This window comes from Janthinobacterium sp. NKUCC06_STL, from assembly GCF_019345455.1.
GTDB classification, from domain to species: domain Bacteria; phylum Pseudomonadota; class Gammaproteobacteria; order Burkholderiales; family Burkholderiaceae_D; genus Janthinobacterium; species Janthinobacterium rivuli.
In genome coordinates, this window is sequence record NZ_JAHKQY010000001.1 from 836,787 (window position 1) to 854,329 (window position 17,543).

Genomic DNA, 17,543 nt, shown 5'->3' on the forward strand with positions numbered 1-17,543 from the left:
AGGCCGCTAAAAGTGGCACACTGCGCATACCCGGGATAAAGAACCAAGCACGAGCCTGAAAAGACTCTGTAGAGCCAACATAAAGTATCTGGCGCCCAGACGCCTGGCTTGTTATCAAGAAACCACTTACATGATCAAGAAGAAGAACATCGAATTTGCCCGCGTCACCCACTTGCGCGGCCCCAACATCTGGACTTACCGCCCGGTGATTGAAGCCTGGGTCGACATCGGCGAACTGGAAGACTATCCATCCAATACCCTGCCCGGCCTGTACGAGCGCTTGGTGGCGTGGCTGCCCGGCATGATCGAGCACCGCTGCGGCGTGGGCGAACGGGGCGGCTTTTTCGAGCGCCTGCGCGAAGGCACGTGGTCGGCCCACATCCTCGAACACGTCGTATTGGAACTGCAAAACCTGGCAGGCATGCGCACCGGCTTCGGCCAGACGCGCTCGACCAGCCAGCGCGGCGTCTACAAGATGGCTTTCCGCACGCGCGAAGAGCACGTGGGCCGCGCCGCACTGGCCGCCGCGCGCACACTGCTCATGGCCGCCATCAACGATGAAGCCTACGACCTGGAAGCGGCCCTGGCGCCCCTGCGCGACATGGTCGATGCGCGCTGCCTGGGCCCGAGCACGGCCAGCATCGTCGATGCGGCCACCGAGCGCCGCATCCCTTCGCTGCGCCTGAACGACGGCAACCTGGTGCAGCTGGGCCATGGCGCCGCGCAGCGCCGCATCTGGACGGCCGAAACGGACCGCACCAGCGCGATCGCCGAAGGCATCGCCAGCGACAAGGACCTGACCAAATTCCTGCTCAAATCGTGCGGCGTGCGCGTGCCCGAAGGCAGCCTGGTGCGCAGCGCCGAAGCGGCCTGGGAAGAAGCGCAGGACATCGGCGTGCCCGTCGTCGTCAAGCCGTATGACGGCAACCATGGCCGCGGCGTGTCGCTGAACCTGATGACCGAAAGCGACGTGAAGGCCGCCTACGAGCTGGCCGCACGCAAGGGCGACAGCTCGGCCGTGCTGGTGGAAAGCTTCATCACGGGCGACGAACACCGTCTGCTCGTGGTCGGCAACAAGCTGATCGCGGCCGCCAAGGGTGAATCGCTGTGGGTCGACGGCGACGGCGTCTCCACCGTGCTGGAACTGGTCAACACACAGATCAATATCGACCCGCGCCGCGGCGAAGGCGAAGATTTCCCGCTGGGTACCGTCAAGCCGCACGAATCGGGCGAAATCGTGCTGGAACTGCAGCGCCAGGGCATGACCGCCCTGTCCGTGCCGCAGGCCGGCCAGAAAGTGCTGATCCAGCCGAACGGCAACGTGGCCATCGACGTCACGGACGACGTGCATCCGTCCGTCGTGCATGCTGCCCTGCTGGCCGCGCGCGTGGTCGGCCTGGATATCGCCGGCATCGACCTGGTCACCACCGACATCACGCGTCCGCTGGAAGAGCAGCGCGGCGCCATCATCGAAGTCAATGCCAGCCCCGGCCTGCTGGCGCACATCAAGCCTGGCGTGGGCCAGAGCCGCCCTGTCGGCGCGGCCATCGTCGACCACCTGTTCGCGCCCGAGGAAACGGGCCGCATTCCGCTGATCGGCGTGACGGGCACGCGCGGCGCCAGCCTGATCGTGCGCATGCTGTGCAAACTGCTCAACCTGTCGGGCCTGCACACGGGCGCCGTCTGCAGCGAAGGCATGTACCTGGACCAGCGCCGTGTCGTCAGCAGCGATTGCGTGAACTGGGACGCGGGCCAGCGCCTGCTGCTCAACCGCACCGTGCAGACGGCCCTGTTCGAGAGCAATCCGCGCATGATCCTGGCCGAAGGCCTGGCCTATGACAAATGCCAGATCGGCGTCGTCACTGACATGGGCAGCCTCGATAGCGTCAAGGATTTCGACGTGCTGGACGAAGCGGGCCTGTACAAGGCCGTGCGCAGCCAGGTCGACGTGGTGGTGCCGACGGGCGTGGCCGTGCTCAACGCCGCCAACGCGCACGTGCTGGAACTGGCCGAGCTGTGCGACGGCACCGTGACCCTGTATGCGCAGGATGGCGGCTTGCCAGCCATCGCGGCGCAACTGGCCGCCGGCCAGCGCGCCGTCTTCGTGCGCGGCAACCACATCGTGCTGGCCGAAGGCGGCATCGAAACGGTGTTGCTGTGCCTGGACCTGCTGAAACCGGCCACGGCCGGCAATGTCGACAGCGTGCTGGCCGTCGCGGCCGCCGCCTGGGCCCTGAACCTGCCTGTCGATTTGATTTGCGCAGGACTGCGTACCTTCGACGCCGCACCCGGCTGCATCGGCAACTAATCGGCAACAGGCAAAGCAGCACTCAAGCCCGGCCAGCACGGCCGGGCCCACAAGAACACAACAGGATTACGGTTTAATTATGGAAGTATCTCGCGTACGGGCCTTGCGGGGCCCTAACCTCTGGAGCCACGACACCGCCGTGGAAGCCATTGTTTCCTGCACCACGCAGGAACTCGACATCGCCCAGCTGCCCGGCTTCGAAGCCCGCCTGCGCGCACTCTTTCCGCAACTGAGCCCGCTGCAACCGCTGGGCAATTACAACGCCGCGCCGATGGCGCAGGTGCTGGAACTGGCGGCGCTGGGCCTGCAGGCGCAAGCCGGCTGCCCCGTCACCTTCAGCCGCACCACGCCGACGCTGGAAACGGGCATCTTCCAGGTCGTCGTCGAATACTCGGAAGAAGCCGTCGGCCGCCTGGCTTTGGCCCTGGCGCAGAAGCTGTGCCAGGCCGCGCTCGACGATGCGCCGTTCGACCTGGCCGGCGCCCTGCACCAGTTGCAGGAACTCGATGAAGACGTGCGCCTCGGTCCATCGACGGGCGCCATCGTCAACGCCGCCGTGGCGCGCAACATTCCGTTCCGCCGCCTGACCGAAGGCAGCCTGGTGACGTTCGGCTGGGGCAGCAAGCAGCGCAAGATCCAGGCCGCCGAAATGGACGGTACCAGCGCCATTGCCGAAGCCATCGCGCAAGACAAGGAACTGACGAAAAAACTGCTCGATTCGGCCGGCGTGCCGGTGCCGCATGGCCGCGTCGCCATCGATGCGGACGACGCCTGGGCCGCCGCCTGCGAAATCGGCCTGCCCGTCGTCGTGAAACCGAAGGACGGCAACCAGGGCAAGGGCGTCACCGTCAACGTCACCACGCGCGAACAGCTGACGGCCGGCTTCCTCGCGGCGCAGGAATTCCGCGACGATATCCTCGTCGAACGCTATCTGCCGGGCCACGATTTCCGCTTGCTCGTCATCGGCAACAAGATGGTGGCCGCGGCCCGCCGCGACCCGCCGCAGGTGGTGGGCGACGGCCAGCACACGGTGCGCGAACTGGTCGATCAGGTCAACCTCGATCCGCGCCGCGGCAGCGGCCACGCCACCTCGCTGACGAAAATCCGCTTCGACGACATCGCCCTGGCCAGCCTGGCCAAGCAGGGCTATGTGGCCGAATCCGTGCCGCCGGTCGGCCAGCGCGTGATCCTGCGCAATAACGCCAACCTGTCGACGGGCGGCTCGGCCACCGACGTCACCGTCGACGTGCACCCGGAAGTGGCGGCGCGCGCCGTCGCGGCCGCGCACATGGTGGGCCTGGACATCTGCGGCGTGGACGTCGTCTCCGAAAGCATTTTGAAACCGCTGGAAGAGCAGAACGCCGGCATCGTCGAAGTGAACGCCGCGCCTGGCCTGCGCATGCATTTGGCGCCGTCGTTCGGCAAGCCGCGCCCCGTCGGTGAAGCCATCATCGCCGCCATGTTCGCCGAGGGCGACGACGGCCGCATTCCCGTCGTCGCCGTCACGGGCACCAACGGCAAGACCACCACCGTGCGCCTGATCGCCCACCTGCTCACCACCTCCGGCCTGCGCACCGGCATGACCAACACGGATGGCGTCTACATCGAAGGGCGCCAGATCGACAGCGGCGACTGCAGCGGCCCGCGCAGCGCGCGCAACGTGCTGCTGCACCCGGACGTGGACGCGGCCGTGTTCGAGACGGCGCGCGGCGGCATGCTGCGCGAAGGCCTGGCTTTTGATCGCTGCCAGGTGGCCGTGGTGACGAATATCGGCGCCGGCGACCACCTGGGCCTGAACTACATCACCACCGTGGAAGACCTGGCGGTCCTGAAGCGCGTGATCGTGCAGAACGTGGCCGACAGCGGCGTGGCCGTCCTGAACGCCACCGACCCGGCCGTGGCCCGCATGGCCAAAAATTGCAGCGGCACGGTGACCTTCTTCGCCGCCGACAAGACGCATCCCGTGATGGCCACGCACCGCGCGCAAGGCAATCGCGTCGTGTACGTGGAAGACGGCAAGCTGGTCGCGGCGCAGGGCAAGGAACGCCACGAAATCGCCCTGTCGCAAGTGCCGATCACGCGCAACGGCGCCATCGGCTTCCAGGTCGACAACGTCATGGCATCGCTGGCCGCCGCCTGGGCCGTGGGCCTGGACTGGAAAACCATCGCGCTGGGCCTGAAAACCTTTGCCAATGAAGCCGACAATGCGCCGGGCCGCTTCAACGTCTTTGACTACAAGGGCGCCACCCTGATCGCCGACTATGGCCACAATCCGGACGCCATCCTGGCCCTGGTGCAGGCCGTGGAAAGCATGCCGGCCAAGCGCCGCTCGGTGGTCATCAGCGGCGCCGGCGACCGCCGCGACGAAGACATCCGCCAGCAGACGGAAATCCTCGGCGCCGCCTTCGACGACGTGCTGCTGTACCAGGATCAATGCCAGCGCGGCCGCGCCGACGGCGAAGTGGTGGCCTTGCTGCGCCAGGGCTTGAACGGCGCCAAGCGCACCACGCATATCGATGAAATCAACGGCGAATTCGTCGCCATCGACAAGGCCCTGGCGCGCCTCGGTGAAGGCGATCTGTGCCTGATCCTGATCGACCAGGTGGAAGAAGCGCTGGCGCACATCGCCAAGCGCGTCGCCGAAGCCTGAGCGTAGTCGCATCGCACACAAGGGCGGCCTGCGGGCCGCCCTTTTTATTGGCGCCCGCCACCTCCCTGCGCGCACCCGCATGGTGCAAAAGCCCCCTTGCAAGCTTGTAAATTCAGGCATGAAAATTGCACATAAGAAAACATATAGGGGCTGACGAGAAGGTGGGGCACGCATGCTGGGCAGAATCTCGCGCATGATCGGAAAATTGACGGTGGGGCGCAAACTGGCGCTGATCTATTTGCTCGACCTGTCCGCCGTGATCTTCATTTCCGGCATCCTCATCAACGAAAAATATATCGCCATCGATTTCTCGCGCAAGGAGATGGCAGGCAATGACTACATCGCCGCGATCCGCGATGCCCTGCTGCCCCTGGCGCGCGGCACGGCGCAAGCGGGCGCCCAGGCCGCAGCCGTGGAGCAGGCAGAAAGCCGCTTCGGCGCCGGCATGCGCAGCGCCGAACTGAATGCGCAATTTGCCGCCCTGCTGCACCAGGCCGGCAGCAATCCCGCCCCAGCCGACGACGGCATCGCGCCCTCGCCCGCCTTTGTCGCGGGACGCGCACTGCTCACGCGCGTGGGCAACCAGTCGAACCTGATCCTCGACCCGGACCTCGACAGCTACTACACCATGTCGCTGGTGATCCTGCGCTTTCCCGAGCTGCTGGAAGTGATCAACAGCACGCGCGCCCTGGCCCTGCAACTGGCCACGGCCGAAGGCGCGCAGCGCCAGCGCCTGCAGACCCAGTTCCTGATCCTGGAAGGACGCATGGACGCCACCATGGGCGGCATCGGCAGCGACTACACGGAGGCGTTCGCGGCCAGCACGCCGCTGCTACGCCAGCACCTGGAAGCCTCGCGCGCGGCCCTGCAGCAAGCCGTGGCGCGCTTCCGCGCCAGCACCCAGGCGCTGGCCGGCGCGCAAGCCACCCCCGCCGGCACGCAGGCACTGCGGCGGCACGACGACGCGGCGCTCGCCGCCCTGCGCCTCGCATGGCGCGACACGGCGAATGAATTGCAGCGCCTGATCCAGCTGCGCGTGGACGGCTTTTTTACGCGCATGTGGCTGCACCTGGGCACGGCCGTGCTGCTGCTGGTGATGATATTGGGCCTGGTGTTTTTCGTCGCGCGCCAGATCGCCCTGCCCATCCGCCGCCTCGCGCGCGTGGCGCAGGAAGTGCGCGAAACGGGTGACCATAGCCTGCGCGCCATCTGGGACAGCGAAGATGAAACGGGACGCCTGGTGCGCGCCTTCAATACCATGCTGCAGCAGCTCGACTTCCAGCGCATGGCGCAACAGGAACTGGTGGCGCGCGCCAGCGCGGCCGATGCGCAGCGCCAGCTGGTCGACGCCATTCCCATTCCGCTGATGGTCACCTCGATCCCCCATCACCAGGTGCTGCACGCGAACCAGGCTGCGCACGCGTGGCAGGGCGGCCTGGAACTTGATCCATGGGTGGGCGGCATGAGTCCGCAAGCCCGTTCGCGCTTCTTCCAGCGCTTGAGCGACCTGGGCGCCGTCGATGAATTCGAAGTGTGCTGGAGCGGCGGCGGCACGCCCACGTGGGCCCTGATTTCCGCGCGCCTGATCGACTACCAGGGCCAGCGCGCCGTGCTGTCGACCTTCACGCCGATCAACAAGATGAAGCTGATGGAGTCGCGCCTGGAACTGTGGGCCAAGGTCTTCGAGGCGTCGGCCGAAAGCCTGATCGTGATGGACGCCGGCATGCGCATCATCACCGTCAACCAGGCCTTCCGCCGCCATTCGCTGTACGACATGGTGGAGCTGATCGGCAAGCGCCCGGCCTTTTTGCTCGCGCCCGACAACAGTCCCGAACAGCTCGACAGCCTGCGCCGGACCCTGGCGCGGCGCGGCTACTGGCAGGGCGAAATCCGGGTGCAGCGCAAGTCGCTGGAAAGCTATCCCGCCTGGCTGGTGATGAACGCCGTGCGCGGCCTCGATGGCGTCACCACGCATTTCATCGCCAGCTCGCTCGACATCAGCGAACGCAAGGCCAGCGAGCGGCAGATCGAGCACATGGCCCACCACGACGCGCTGACGGGACTGGCGAACCGCCACGTGTCGAAACTGCGCCTGGCGGCCGCCATCGCACAGGCGCGCCGCAGCGGTGAAAAGGTGGGCGTGCTGTTCGTCGACCTGGACCGTTTCAAGCACGTCAACGACGCACTGGGCCACCATGTGGGCGACGCGCTGCTGCAATCGGTCTCAAAGCGCCTGCTGCAGCTGGTGCGCGAAGGCGACACCGTCAGCCGCCTGGGCGGCGATGAATTCGTCGTCATCCTCAACGGCGTCGGCGACGCCGCAGCCATCGCCGCCCTGCTCGACACGCGGCTGATACCGGCCATGCGCGAGCCGCACCAGGTGGAAGGCAACGCGCTGTATGTCTCGTGCAGCGTGGGCGTGGCCGTCTACCCGGACCACGGCGACGACATGGATACCCTGATGCGCCACGCCGATGCGGCCATGTACCAGGCCAAGAGCGGCGGGCGCGATCACGCGCGCATGTTCACGCCGCAGATGCAGGAGCAGCAGTTGCAGCAGCTGCACCTGGAAAGCGATCTGCGCCACGCCATCGAGCGGCAGGAACTGGTGCTGTACTACCAGCCGCGCATCGATGCGAAAAGCAGCCGCCTGAATGGCGTGGAAAGCCTGATCCGCTGGCAGCATCCGCAGCACGGCCTGATCGCGCCCGACAGCTTCATTCCCGCCGCCGAGGAATCGGGCCTGATCGTCTCCATCGGCGCGTGGGTCATCCGCGAAGCATGCCGCCAGCAGCTGGCCTGGCGCGAGGCGGGCGCGGGCGACATCGCCGTGTCGATCAACCTGTCGGCCATCCAGCTGAAAAACGGCGGCCTGGTGGCGACCGTGCGCGAAGTGCTGCGCGAGTTTCCCGTCACGCCGGGACAGATCGAATTCGAGCTGACCGAATCGATCCTGATGGACAACGTGGACGACACCATCGCCACCCTGCACGCCATCAAGGCGCTCGGTTTTGCGCTGTCGATCGACGATTTCGGCACCGGCTATTCGAGCCTGAACTACCTGTGCCGTTTCCCGCTCGACAAGCTGAAAATCGACATGAGCTTCGTGCAGGACATCCACGGTTCACCGCAGAATCTGGCGGTGACGAAAACCATCATCGGCCTTGGCCATACCTTGGGCTTGACGGTCACCGCCGAGGGCGTGGAAAGCGCGGCCGATGCCGACGTGCTGCGCCACGCCGGCTGCGATGAATTGCAGGGCTTTTACTTCGCCCGTCCCATGCCGCAGGCGCACTTCATGGCCTGGCTGGCGCACAGCGCCGCGCCCTGCGCCGCCTGACACTGCCTGTGGAGCGTCCGCAACGCGCACGCGCCAGGTTCGACACCACGCGGCGCACCGCCAGGGCGCATGAATGCAGCAGGGATACCGGAATCGGTATTGACATCGCAAAAGAAGTCATTTGTGGGGCAAAGTCATTCCCACCTACCATGTTTCTGAGCAGGTTCCAGCTCTGGCGGCGACTGCCGCAGCGTTCTCAACATAACTAAAATACAGGTGGAGACAAGATGAAGCAATTGATGGCAACGGGCACCCGCACGTCCGCACAAAACACGCGCTTGACCTTGAAGGCAACGGTGGCCGCGCTGGCCAGCGCTGGCCTGCTGAGCAGCGCTTCCGTCTGGGCGCAACAGGCGCCCGCCGTGGACACACCGGTGGAAGAAACGGCACCGGCAGCAGCACCAGCCGCGGCAGACAATGGCGGCATCGCCGTCGTCGCCGTCACGGGCGTGCGCAGGGCGGCACAGAGCGCGCAGACGATCAAGAAAAACAACGACCAGGTGGTCGACTCCATCGTCGCCGATGAAATCGGCAAATTCCCCGACAAGAACGTGGCCGAAATCCTCGGCCGCGTGACGGGCGTGCAGATCCGCCGCGAGGGTGGCGAGGCGGGCACCGTCATCATCCGCGGCTTGCCAGGCGTGGTGACCTTGCTCAACGGCCGTGAAATGTTCACCTCCGTGGGCCGCAGCCTGTACCTGGCCGACATTCCGACGGCCATGCTGCAGCGCGTGGACGTGTACAAATCGCAGGGCGCCGACATGGTCGAAGGCGGCACGGCCGGCGTGATCGACGTGCGCACCAACCGACCGTTCGACTTCAAGGGCTTTACGGCATCGGGCAATGTGCGCGCCGAGCACCGCGACAAGTCCGGCTCGACGGACCCGAACGTCGGCGGCATGGTCTCGAACCGCTGGAAGACCCAATACGGCGAATTCGGCGCCCTGCTCGGCCTGTCCTACCAGCGCGGCAGATACTATGACGAGACGATCTGGAACGCCGAACCCGTCAAGCGCCCCGAAGCGGGCAACATCACGGGTCCCGATTCCGTCGGCATGATCCCGACCGTGGGCGACCGCAAGCGCTACGCGGCCAATGCCGCCTTCCAGTGGCGCCCGAACTCGCAGGTGGAAGTGTATGCGGAAGGCATGTCGACCCTGATCAAGCACGCGTTCGACAGCCAGTTCTTCGTCGGTTCGCTGCCCTGGGGCCAGAACCCGGACATCACCCTGATCCCCGGCACCAATCAGGCCGCCACGGTGGGCAAGATCGACGGCCCATGGTCGCCGTTCACGCTGGGCTCGACCCAGGCGCGGCGCGACCGCTCGATCGGTTCGCAAGGCGCCATCGGCGCGCGCTGGGACATTACGCCGCAGCTGCGCGCCACGACGGAACTGGCGCGCACGGTCAGCAACTTCGAGCGCGAATTCCCCATCCTCGACTTCCTCGCCCATCCGACCAGCGTGATCGGCAGCACGAACGTGAACGGCGGCGCGCAGATCAGCTACCCCGGCTACAACATGACGGACCCGAAGAACTACACCCTGCTCGGTTTCTACGACAATCACAACCACGACGAAGGCAGCTCGACCGACTGGCGCGGCGACGTTACCTACGACATGGACAGCACGGGCTTCTTCCGCGAATTCTCGGGCGGCGTGCGCCTGGCCAAGCGCAAGGCCGAATCGATCCGCGAAAAAAATGGCCAGGGCGGGCTGACGTCGATCATGACTGCGGACGCGATTCCCGGCCTGGCCTGCACCTCGCACGACAACACGGGCAACTTCGGCCTGCAAAGCTGGCTCACGCCGTGCCGCGACTTCATGCTCAACAACACGGCCGCGCTGCGCCAGCTGTTTACGGGCAGCAGCGAACGCAGCCCGGACGATCCGATGACCCACTTCAAGGATGTGGAAAAAACCAATGCCGTCTACGGCAAGGCGCGCATCGGCTTTGACCTGGCGCAAGTGCCGGTCGACGGCACCCTGGGCGTGCGCGTGGTGCAGACCAAGCAGGACTTGCAAGGCAATTCCTCGCAAAACGGCATCATCACGCCCGTGCGCGTAAAAACCTCGGATACGGACGTGCTGCCCAGCATGACCCTGAAAGCCATGCTGCGCCAGGACCTGGTCGCCCGCCTGACGGCCGGCAAGGCCGTGCAGCGCCCGAACTTCGCCGATTTCAACCCCGGCGTGAGCCTGGGTCAGAGCCTGGAAATGGTGCGCCCGACGGGCGGCGGCGGCAACCCCGACCTGAAACCCGTGGAAGGCAAGAACCTCGACGTGGCGCTGGAATGGTATTTCGCGCAAACGGGCTCCGTCACGGCCACCGTGTTCCGCCACAACTTCAAGAATTACATCCTGTCCGGATCGGCCAAGGAAACGTATGGCGGCATCGAGTACGACATCACGCGTCCGCGCAACACCTCGAAGGGCCATCTGCAAGGCGTGGAAATGGCCTACCAGCAGTTCTACGACAAGCTGCCTGGCTGGATGAGCGGCCTGGGCCTGCAGGCGAACGCCACCTACATGACGGGCGAGCTGGAAGAATTGAATGGCAGCGCGCATCCGTTCACGGGCATGTCGAAGTGGTCGGCCAATCTCGTCGGCCTGTACGAACAGGGAGCGTGGTCGGCGCGCCTGGCCTACAGCTGGCGCGACAAGTACGTCGACGACTACAACTACCGCGGCAAGGGCATCCACCTGACCGTGGCGCCCACCAAGACCCTGGACGCGTCGGTGTCGTACAAGCTCAACCCGAACACCACGGTGACCCTGGACGCGAACAACCTGCTCGACTCGACTTACCGCGACTACCACGACACGCCGGACTATGTGCGCGATGTGCGGCGCTATGACAAGGTTGTCGGTTTGTCCCTCCGCTGGAGTTACTAGCCAGTCCCCCACCCTTTCTTCCTTGAGGGTTTTCAGCGCCAGCCGGCAACGGTTGGCGTTTTTTTTGCCTTGCGGAATCTATCCGACACAGGAATTGATTTAACGCAAAGTGGCGGCGCCGGGGCGCTTTTATGCTGGCAGTCTGACCATCGAACCCGGCGGGGACAGCATGCGCGATGCACGGCACGTCGACACACAACTATTTCAACCCGACATCCCGGTGCGGCTCGACATGCGCACGGCGGCGCTGGTCGAGCATGCGCTGGCCTTGCAGGAAATGGCCGGCACGGGCGCCGCCGCCCTGTTCCTGCATTGCCACGACGTGCCGCTGCCCACCGCCCTGCGCGTGCTGACGACGGGACCGCGCCGCCAGCCGGCCGGGCCGCACCTGTTTGCCCGCCTGCGTCCGCGCACGGCCACCCTGGCGCAAGGCGCGCCGCTACCGGCGCGCTGACGAATCCTGTACCATCGCCGCAACCTATTCAATGAGGCACGGCGATGCAGGCAGCGACACCCCACGATTCCTATGCGGCACTGATGGACCTGATCAAGGCGCGCCATGCGGCACTGAGCCCGCAATTCCAGGCCGGCGCGCGCTACCTGGCCGACCATCCGGACGAAGTGGCCGTCTCGTCGATGCGCAGCATCGCCGCGCGCGCGCAGGTGCAATCGGCCGCCCTCGTGCGCCTGGCGCAGCAGTTGGGCTTTGCCGGCTGGCCGGAACTCAAAGCCATCTTCGTCGAACGCCTGCGCGCGGGGCCGGCCGGGTATGCTGAAAAAGCCAACGCGCTGGCTGGCAAGGAAGGCAATCTGGTCACCGAAGTGTTCACGGCGCAGCAGCGCAACCTGGCCGCCACGGAAAGCGCCAACCACGCCGCCCTGCACGCGGCCGCCAGCCTGCTGCAGGCGGCGCCCCGCGTGCACGTGGCCGGCTTTCGCGCCGCCCACCCGATCGCCTACACCCTGCACTATCTGTACCGCTTGCTGCGCCCCAGCGTGCAGCTGCTGAGCGGCCAGGGCGGAACGCTGGAGATGGACTTGCGCGCCCTGCAGGCGGACGAAGCCGTCGTCGTCATCAGTTTCGCGCCGTATTCCAGCGAAGCGCTGCTGGTGGCGCAGGCGGCACGCCAGGCCGGCTGCCAGGTGGTCGCCATCAGCGACAGCGCCATGTCGCCGCTGGCCCTGCAGGCTGACGCCAGCATCGTCATCGCCGTCGACAGCCCGTCGTTCTTCCCCTCCATCGTGGCCGGCGTCGCGGCCGTGGAAAGCCTGGTGGAATTGCTGGTGGCGCGCGCGGGGCCGGACGCCGTACACGCCATCGGCGCGGCGGAAAAGCAGCTGCGGACGCTGGGCGCCTACGCAAAAACATCAAATGATGTAAATTAAAAACAAATACATCAAACGTTGCATTGCGGCGCAGCGCCTCCTATAATCGGCCATCTACCTTGCCGATAAGAAAGCGATGCCATGAGCCATGTCTTCCACCGCAGCTTGACCGCCAGCTATCCTGTCGCCACGGGCGGCGATGGCCCTTACCTGATCGATGCGGATGGCAAGCGCTACCTGGACGCCTGCGGCGGCGCGGCCGTCTCCTGCCTTGGCCATGCGGATGCGGCCGTCATCGCCGCCGTGCAGCGGCAGATCGCCAGCATGGCCTACGCGCACAGCTCTTTCTTTACCAGCGAGCCGATGGAGCAACTGGCCGATTTCCTCGTCGCCCGCGCGCCTGCCGGCATCGACAGCGTGTATTTCGTCTCGGGCGGTTCGGAAGCGGTGGAAAGCGCGTTGAAAATGGCGCGCCAGTATTTCGTCGAACGGGGCCAGCCGCAGCGCCGCCACGTCATCGCGCGCCGCCAGAGCTACCACGGCAACACCCTGGGCGCGCTGGCCACGGGCGGCAATGCCTGGCGCCGGCAGCAGTTCGAGCCGCTGCTCATTGGCGTGACCCATGTCTCTCCCTGCTACGCCTGGCGCGACCAGCAGGAAAATGAAACGGACGGCGACTACGTGGCGCGCCTGGGCCAGGAGCTGGAAGACCATATCGCCGCACTGGGCGCGGACAACGTCATGGCCTTCATCGCCGAACCCGTCGTCGGCGCCACGGCCGGCGCCCTGCCCGCCGTCGCCGGCTATTTTGCGCGCATGCGCGACATCTGCCAGCGCCACGGCATCCTGCTGATCCTCGACGAAGTCATGTGCGGCATGGGGCGCACGGGCAGCCTGTTCGCCTGCGAGCAGGAAGGCGTCACGGCCGACCTGATCTGCATCGCCAAGGGCTTGGGCGCCGGCTACCAGCCCATCGGCGCCGTCATGGTATCGAAGGATATCCGCGACACCATCCGCGCCGGCACGGGCTTCTTCCAGCATGGCCACACGTATATCGGCCACGCCACGGCCTGCGCCGCCGCCCTGGCCGTGCAGCGACAGATCGAGGAACGCGATTTGCTGGCCAACGTGCGCGCCATGGGCGGCTTGCTCAAGGAGCGCCTGCACCAGCGTTTCGATGGCCACGCGCACGTGGGCGACATCCGCGGCCGCGGCCTGTTCCTGGGCCTGGAACTGGTGCAGGACCGCAATACCAAGCAACCGTTTGACCCGGCCCGCCGCCTGCACGCGCGCATCAAGGCGCACGCCATGCAAAACGGACTGATGTGCTACCCCATGGGTGGCACCATCGACGGCCTGCACGGCGACCACATCCTGCTGGCGCCGCCCTACATCATAGCCGCCAGCCACGTCGAAGAAATCGTCGACAAGCTGGGCGCGGCCATCGACGCCTGCGTCGTCTAGCCCCGCCCGCTGTTGCCCACGGTGGACATCAGACTGGCGCCGCAGCTGGTCTTGTGACCGTCAAAGGCCACGGGCACGCCATCGATCAGCACCTGCGGATCTCCCTCGGCGATCACGCAGCGCACATGGCCCTTGATCGGGCACACGCAAGGGTCCCCTTTGCGCGCCACGGCCACGCCCAGCACCGTACTATTCGGCGCCGCCCCCACCACCTTGCCGCCATGGCTGGTGGGGTCGTTCAAGCGGATCACGCCACGCATACTGCCTCCTGTTCCTGTCCAGCGCATACCGCGGCACCGGTCCATACGTTGCCGCTCCCATCTGCATTATCAGGCGCGACGACACAGTCGTCATTGCGCTCGAGCACATTGACGGCTTGCCCGCCGCCGAAATGGCAATCGCCTGCATTGGCAACTTTTGTTCACTCCTTGTCAATATTAATTGACTTATTCGAAACAATCGTTTTAAATCAGGAAGTTACTCAAAATCAATCATCTTGAGCATTCAAACATCGCATTACCCCTTTTCGATGCTGGACGCCCACGTTGATGCACTCTGAAGCCAAGGTATATGGAACTGCTCGACTCCCTGCGTCAGACCCCACCGCAAGACGACACGATCAGCGGGCACTATGAAGTGCGCCGCTTGCTGGGCGAAGGCGGTTTCGGCCATGTATTCGAAGCCTGGGATGCCAAGCTGTGCCGTAGCGTGGCGCTGAAACGCCTGAAACCGCAAGCCGACGTGCTGCATCCGGAAAAACTCATCAATGAAGCGCGCCTGGCCGCCTCGCTCAAGCATGCGGCCTTCGTGCGCATCTTCGCTATCGAGGGCCAGGGCACGAGCCAGTCCATCGTCATGGAACTGGTCGAAGGCCAGACCCTGGGCCAGTTCATGCACAGCGGCAAGGCGGACCTGCAAGCCGCGCTCGACATCACCTACCAGATCGCCGACGCCATGGACGAGGCGCACGCCATGGATCTCGTGCACGGCGACCTGAAACCATCGAACCTGATGCTGGAGGCGGATGGCAAGGTGCGCATCCTCGACTTCGGCCTGGCGCGTCACATCGACCCGCAAGCAACGCAAACGACCACCCTGTGCGACTTGCAGGGCACGATCGCCTACATGGCGCCCGAGCGCCTGATGGGCCGCCTGCCCGACACGCGCGGCGACGTGTATGCCTTGGGCGCCATGCTGTACGAAATGCTGGCCGGCCAGCGCCACTTCGCCCACCTGAACGGCCTGGCCCTGGCCGCCGCCCACATGCAGGCGACGCAGCCGTGGCCCGACCTGCCGGACTCCGTCCCGCCCGCCATCAACGCCCTCGCGCGCGCGATGACGGCGCACGACCCTGCCGAACGGCCACGCACCATGCGCGACGTGCGCGAAGCGATTGGGGCGCAGCGTGGCGAACCGCTCACCTTGGCCACGCCCCTTGCCGACGAGATACCCGCGAAGGAAGAACCACCCGCCAGCGTCTCCATCCGCCTGCCCCTGCCACGCAAGCGCACCTTGAAATGGGGCGCGGGCGTGGCGCTACTGGCCGTACTGGCGGGATGGCAGCTGCCCAATATTATTCCCGGCGTCAAATCGTTCGTCACGGGCGAAAAGGCGCCCGCGCCATATTCGGAAATTGCCAGCATGGCGGCGGGGATGGAGGCGTTGCGGGTGTTTGATCGCGACTCCAGTCAGGAACAAGCAATCGTCCACTTCAGCACAGTACTTAAGCACAATCCTGCCAACGCCGCTGCCTCGGCGGGCCTGTCGCTGGCCTCCAGTCTTCGTTATATCGGCAATGGGCGCGACGAGACTTGGCTGCAGCGCGCGGATGCAGCCGCGCAGCAAGCGCTTGCATTGGACAATCAATTGGCGCTGGCTCATGTGGCGCATGCCTGGGTGCTTGAATTTCAGGGCAAACAGGAAGATGCATTGAGGGCCGTAGCTAATGCATTGAATCTTGACCCACACAACCTACTGGGTCTGTATGGCAAGGCGCGCCTTCTAGTCCTTGCGAAAAGATTTGACCTTGCCAAACCAGTGCTGGACAGTGCAGCCACCCTTTATCCCAAGGAACGGCTTTTTCCATTGCAATTGGGGATAATGCTGTATCGACAAGCGGATTACACGGGTGCAGAACAAGCATTTCGCAAAAGTATAGAACTCGATCCGCAGTCGGCCAATTCTTATGCCTACCTCAACGCAGTCCTCTTACGCCTAAACCGGAATGACGAAGCGCTGCGCGTATTACAGCAAGGCTTGCAACTCCAGCCGAACTGGGAACTGTATAGCAATCTGGGAACATCTCTGTTCGCAAAAGCCGACTATTTAGGTGCCGTGCAAGCGTTTGAAAACGCCGTTTCCTCCAGCAAAGGTAGTCCGAATACCTATCAATTGTGGGCCAATCTTGCCGATGCACAGCGTTGGATACCTGCACAAGCCGCTGTATCACAGCAGTCTTATCAACACGCCATAAAGCTACTTTCCCCCCTATTGGCGCGCATGCCGAACGACGCCACAATTAACTCGCGCATGGCCTTGTATTCGTCCTATGTAGGGTCAAAAAAGGAGGCATTGGAGAGGGTGGTAAAAGCCCTCTCCATTGCCCCACACCTTCCCGATGTGCAATTCCGGGCAGCGTTAACGCATGAGCTGATGGGCAACCGCGACGCAGCTATGGCGGCGCTGCTGGAAGCCGCCAGGCTTGGCTATCCTATCAATCTGATCGAAACGGCACCCGATCTATTGAACCTCAGGCGAGATACTCGCTACCAGCAGTTTGTTTTTAACTTAAAAAGAGATACTAAGACATGATGCCTGTAAGCCCTTGGATGAAGTTGTCAGTACATTTCGACGTGGACCAGATAACCAATCAACTCGACTATAATTTCACCTCATGCGACGGTACGGCAGATCCACGCCATGGTCCCTACATGGGCGGCATTCACTTTCAGCAAGGCCAGCACGTATATTTGGATGTCAATTGCTGCGGTTCTAAGGAAAGCGGTTTCACCTCATTCCAGATCGTCGACTGCAGTATCATTACGATTCCACAATTGACGCAAATCGGGCCGAAAGTGCCAACGGTTTACTCGCCGCCATCGCCATTCCTACAAGCCGTGGGCGCCACCTACAGTTTCCCCTTGGACTTCGAAGCTCAGGTTTTACTGGACGAGGCAGAAAACAAAGTTTTACCACCACTTCGCCGCATACGCCAGGAATGGAAACATAACCTTGACGTAGGCTACGCAACCGGCCGCTGGGAATTGTCTTTTGTTATCACCGTACGCATCATGCGCGGTGAAGGTGTACAGCCTGAACTGCGTGTATTCTCATTCGACCCCGAGAGTTCGGTCGGCGGATCATCCGGCTGGGATTAAACACATCCCATAAAACTGCTGCCGACACTGCAGGCTAGGTCAATGAAACTAATGAGCGGTACAGACAACTGCCAGTACCACTCTATTTTTACCGCAAGGGTAGCTAGGCTTACTACCACTCCTGCACATCGAAGGATTTCTTACGAATTTCTTTCAGAGCAATCTTAGCGGACTGCAGTCTAAA

General features: G+C 64.3%; 10 protein-coding genes. 9 read left to right on the top strand and 1 reads right to left on the bottom strand.

Features of this window, described 5'->3' with window-relative positions; translation table 11 throughout:
- The first annotated feature begins 130 nt into the window (after positions 1 to 130).
- From cphA (KO539_RS03790) to KO539_RS03820, 7 genes are all read left to right on the top strand, one after another.
- The gene (gene cphA / locus KO539_RS03790) at positions 131 to 2,308 is read left to right on the top strand and encodes a cyanophycin synthetase (protein WP_219307386.1); all 2,178 of its coding nucleotides are present in this window, start codon (positions 131 to 133) and stop codon (positions 2,306 to 2,308) included.
- Between the two features lie 79 nt (positions 2,309 to 2,387).
- Positions 2,388 to 4,958 carry a cyanophycin synthetase gene (cphA, locus tag KO539_RS03795; protein ID WP_035821128.1) on the top strand — a complete coding sequence of 857 codons (2,571 nt, stop codon included), beginning with the start codon at positions 2,388 to 2,390 and terminating at the stop codon, positions 4,956 to 4,958.
- 172 nt (positions 4,959 to 5,130) lie between these two features.
- Positions 5,131 to 8,298, top strand: coding sequence for an EAL domain-containing protein (locus KO539_RS03800; protein WP_219307388.1), 3,168 nt, complete (start codon positions 5,131 to 5,133; stop codon positions 8,296 to 8,298).
- 227 nt (positions 8,299 to 8,525) lie between these two features.
- Complete coding sequence (locus KO539_RS03805; protein ID WP_257626096.1) at positions 8,526 to 11,192, top strand: TonB-dependent receptor; 2,667 nt, start codon at positions 8,526 to 8,528, stop codon at positions 11,190 to 11,192.
- Between the two features lie 169 nt (positions 11,193 to 11,361).
- Complete coding sequence (locus KO539_RS03810; RefSeq protein WP_219307390.1) at positions 11,362 to 11,646, top strand: hypothetical protein; 285 nt, start codon at positions 11,362 to 11,364, stop codon at positions 11,644 to 11,646.
- 44 nt (positions 11,647 to 11,690) lie between these two features.
- Positions 11,691 to 12,578, top strand: a complete 888-nt coding sequence (locus tag KO539_RS03815; RefSeq protein WP_219307392.1) for a MurR/RpiR family transcriptional regulator — start codon at positions 11,691 to 11,693, stop codon at positions 12,576 to 12,578.
- Between the two features lie 81 nt (positions 12,579 to 12,659).
- Positions 12,660 to 13,982 (top strand): aspartate aminotransferase family protein, encoded by a 1,323-nt coding sequence (locus KO539_RS03820; RefSeq protein WP_219307394.1) that lies wholly within the window; start codon positions 12,660 to 12,662, stop codon positions 13,980 to 13,982.
- On the opposite strand, the gene KO539_RS03825 is transcribed toward KO539_RS03820, so the two are convergent.
- Positions 13,979 to 14,242, bottom strand: a complete 264-nt coding sequence (locus tag KO539_RS03825) for a PAAR domain-containing protein (protein WP_099379104.1) — start codon at positions 14,240 to 14,242, stop codon at positions 13,979 to 13,981. The genes KO539_RS03820 and KO539_RS03825 overlap by 4 nt on opposite strands.
- Before the next feature lie 310 nt (positions 14,243 to 14,552).
- On the opposite strand from KO539_RS03825, the gene KO539_RS03830 reads away from it, so the two are divergent.
- Complete coding sequence (locus KO539_RS03830; protein WP_219307396.1) at positions 14,553 to 16,793, top strand: serine/threonine-protein kinase; 2,241 nt, start codon at positions 14,553 to 14,555, stop codon at positions 16,791 to 16,793.
- Positions 16,790 to 17,359 carry a hypothetical protein gene (locus KO539_RS03835; protein ID WP_219307397.1) on the top strand — a complete coding sequence of 190 codons (570 nt, stop codon included), beginning with the start codon at positions 16,790 to 16,792 and terminating at the stop codon, positions 17,357 to 17,359. Before KO539_RS03830 ends, KO539_RS03835 begins: the two co-directional genes overlap by 4 nt.
- Positions 17,360 to 17,543 lie beyond the last annotated feature (184 nt).

What these genes read in the sequence shown, in the direction of transcription:
- KO539_RS03810 (WP_219307390.1), top strand. Translation starts at nt 11,362, where the DNA reads ATGCGCGATGCACGGCACGTCGACACACAACTATTTCAACCCGACATC.
- KO539_RS03800 (WP_219307388.1), top strand. Translation starts at nt 5,131, where the DNA reads ATGCTGGGCAGAATCTCGCGCATGATCGGAAAATTGACGGTGGGGCGC.
- KO539_RS03830 (WP_219307396.1), top strand. Translation starts at nt 14,553, where the DNA reads ATGGAACTGCTCGACTCCCTGCGTCAGACCCCACCGCAAGACGACACG.
- KO539_RS03835 (WP_219307397.1), top strand. Translation starts at nt 16,790, where the DNA reads ATGATGCCTGTAAGCCCTTGGATGAAGTTGTCAGTACATTTCGACGTG.
- KO539_RS03815 (WP_219307392.1), top strand. Translation starts at nt 11,691, where the DNA reads ATGCAGGCAGCGACACCCCACGATTCCTATGCGGCACTGATGGACCTG.
- KO539_RS03820 (WP_219307394.1), top strand. Translation starts at nt 12,660, where the DNA reads ATGAGCCATGTCTTCCACCGCAGCTTGACCGCCAGCTATCCTGTCGCC.
- KO539_RS03805 (WP_257626096.1), top strand. Translation starts at nt 8,526, where the DNA reads ATGAAGCAATTGATGGCAACGGGCACCCGCACGTCCGCACAAAACACG.
- KO539_RS03825 (WP_099379104.1), bottom strand. Translation starts at nt 14,242, where the DNA reads ATGCGTGGCGTGATCCGCTTGAACGACCCCACCAGCCATGGCGGCAAG.
- cphA (WP_219307386.1), top strand. Translation starts at nt 131, where the DNA reads ATGATCAAGAAGAAGAACATCGAATTTGCCCGCGTCACCCACTTGCGC.
- cphA (WP_035821128.1), top strand. Translation starts at nt 2,388, where the DNA reads ATGGAAGTATCTCGCGTACGGGCCTTGCGGGGCCCTAACCTCTGGAGC.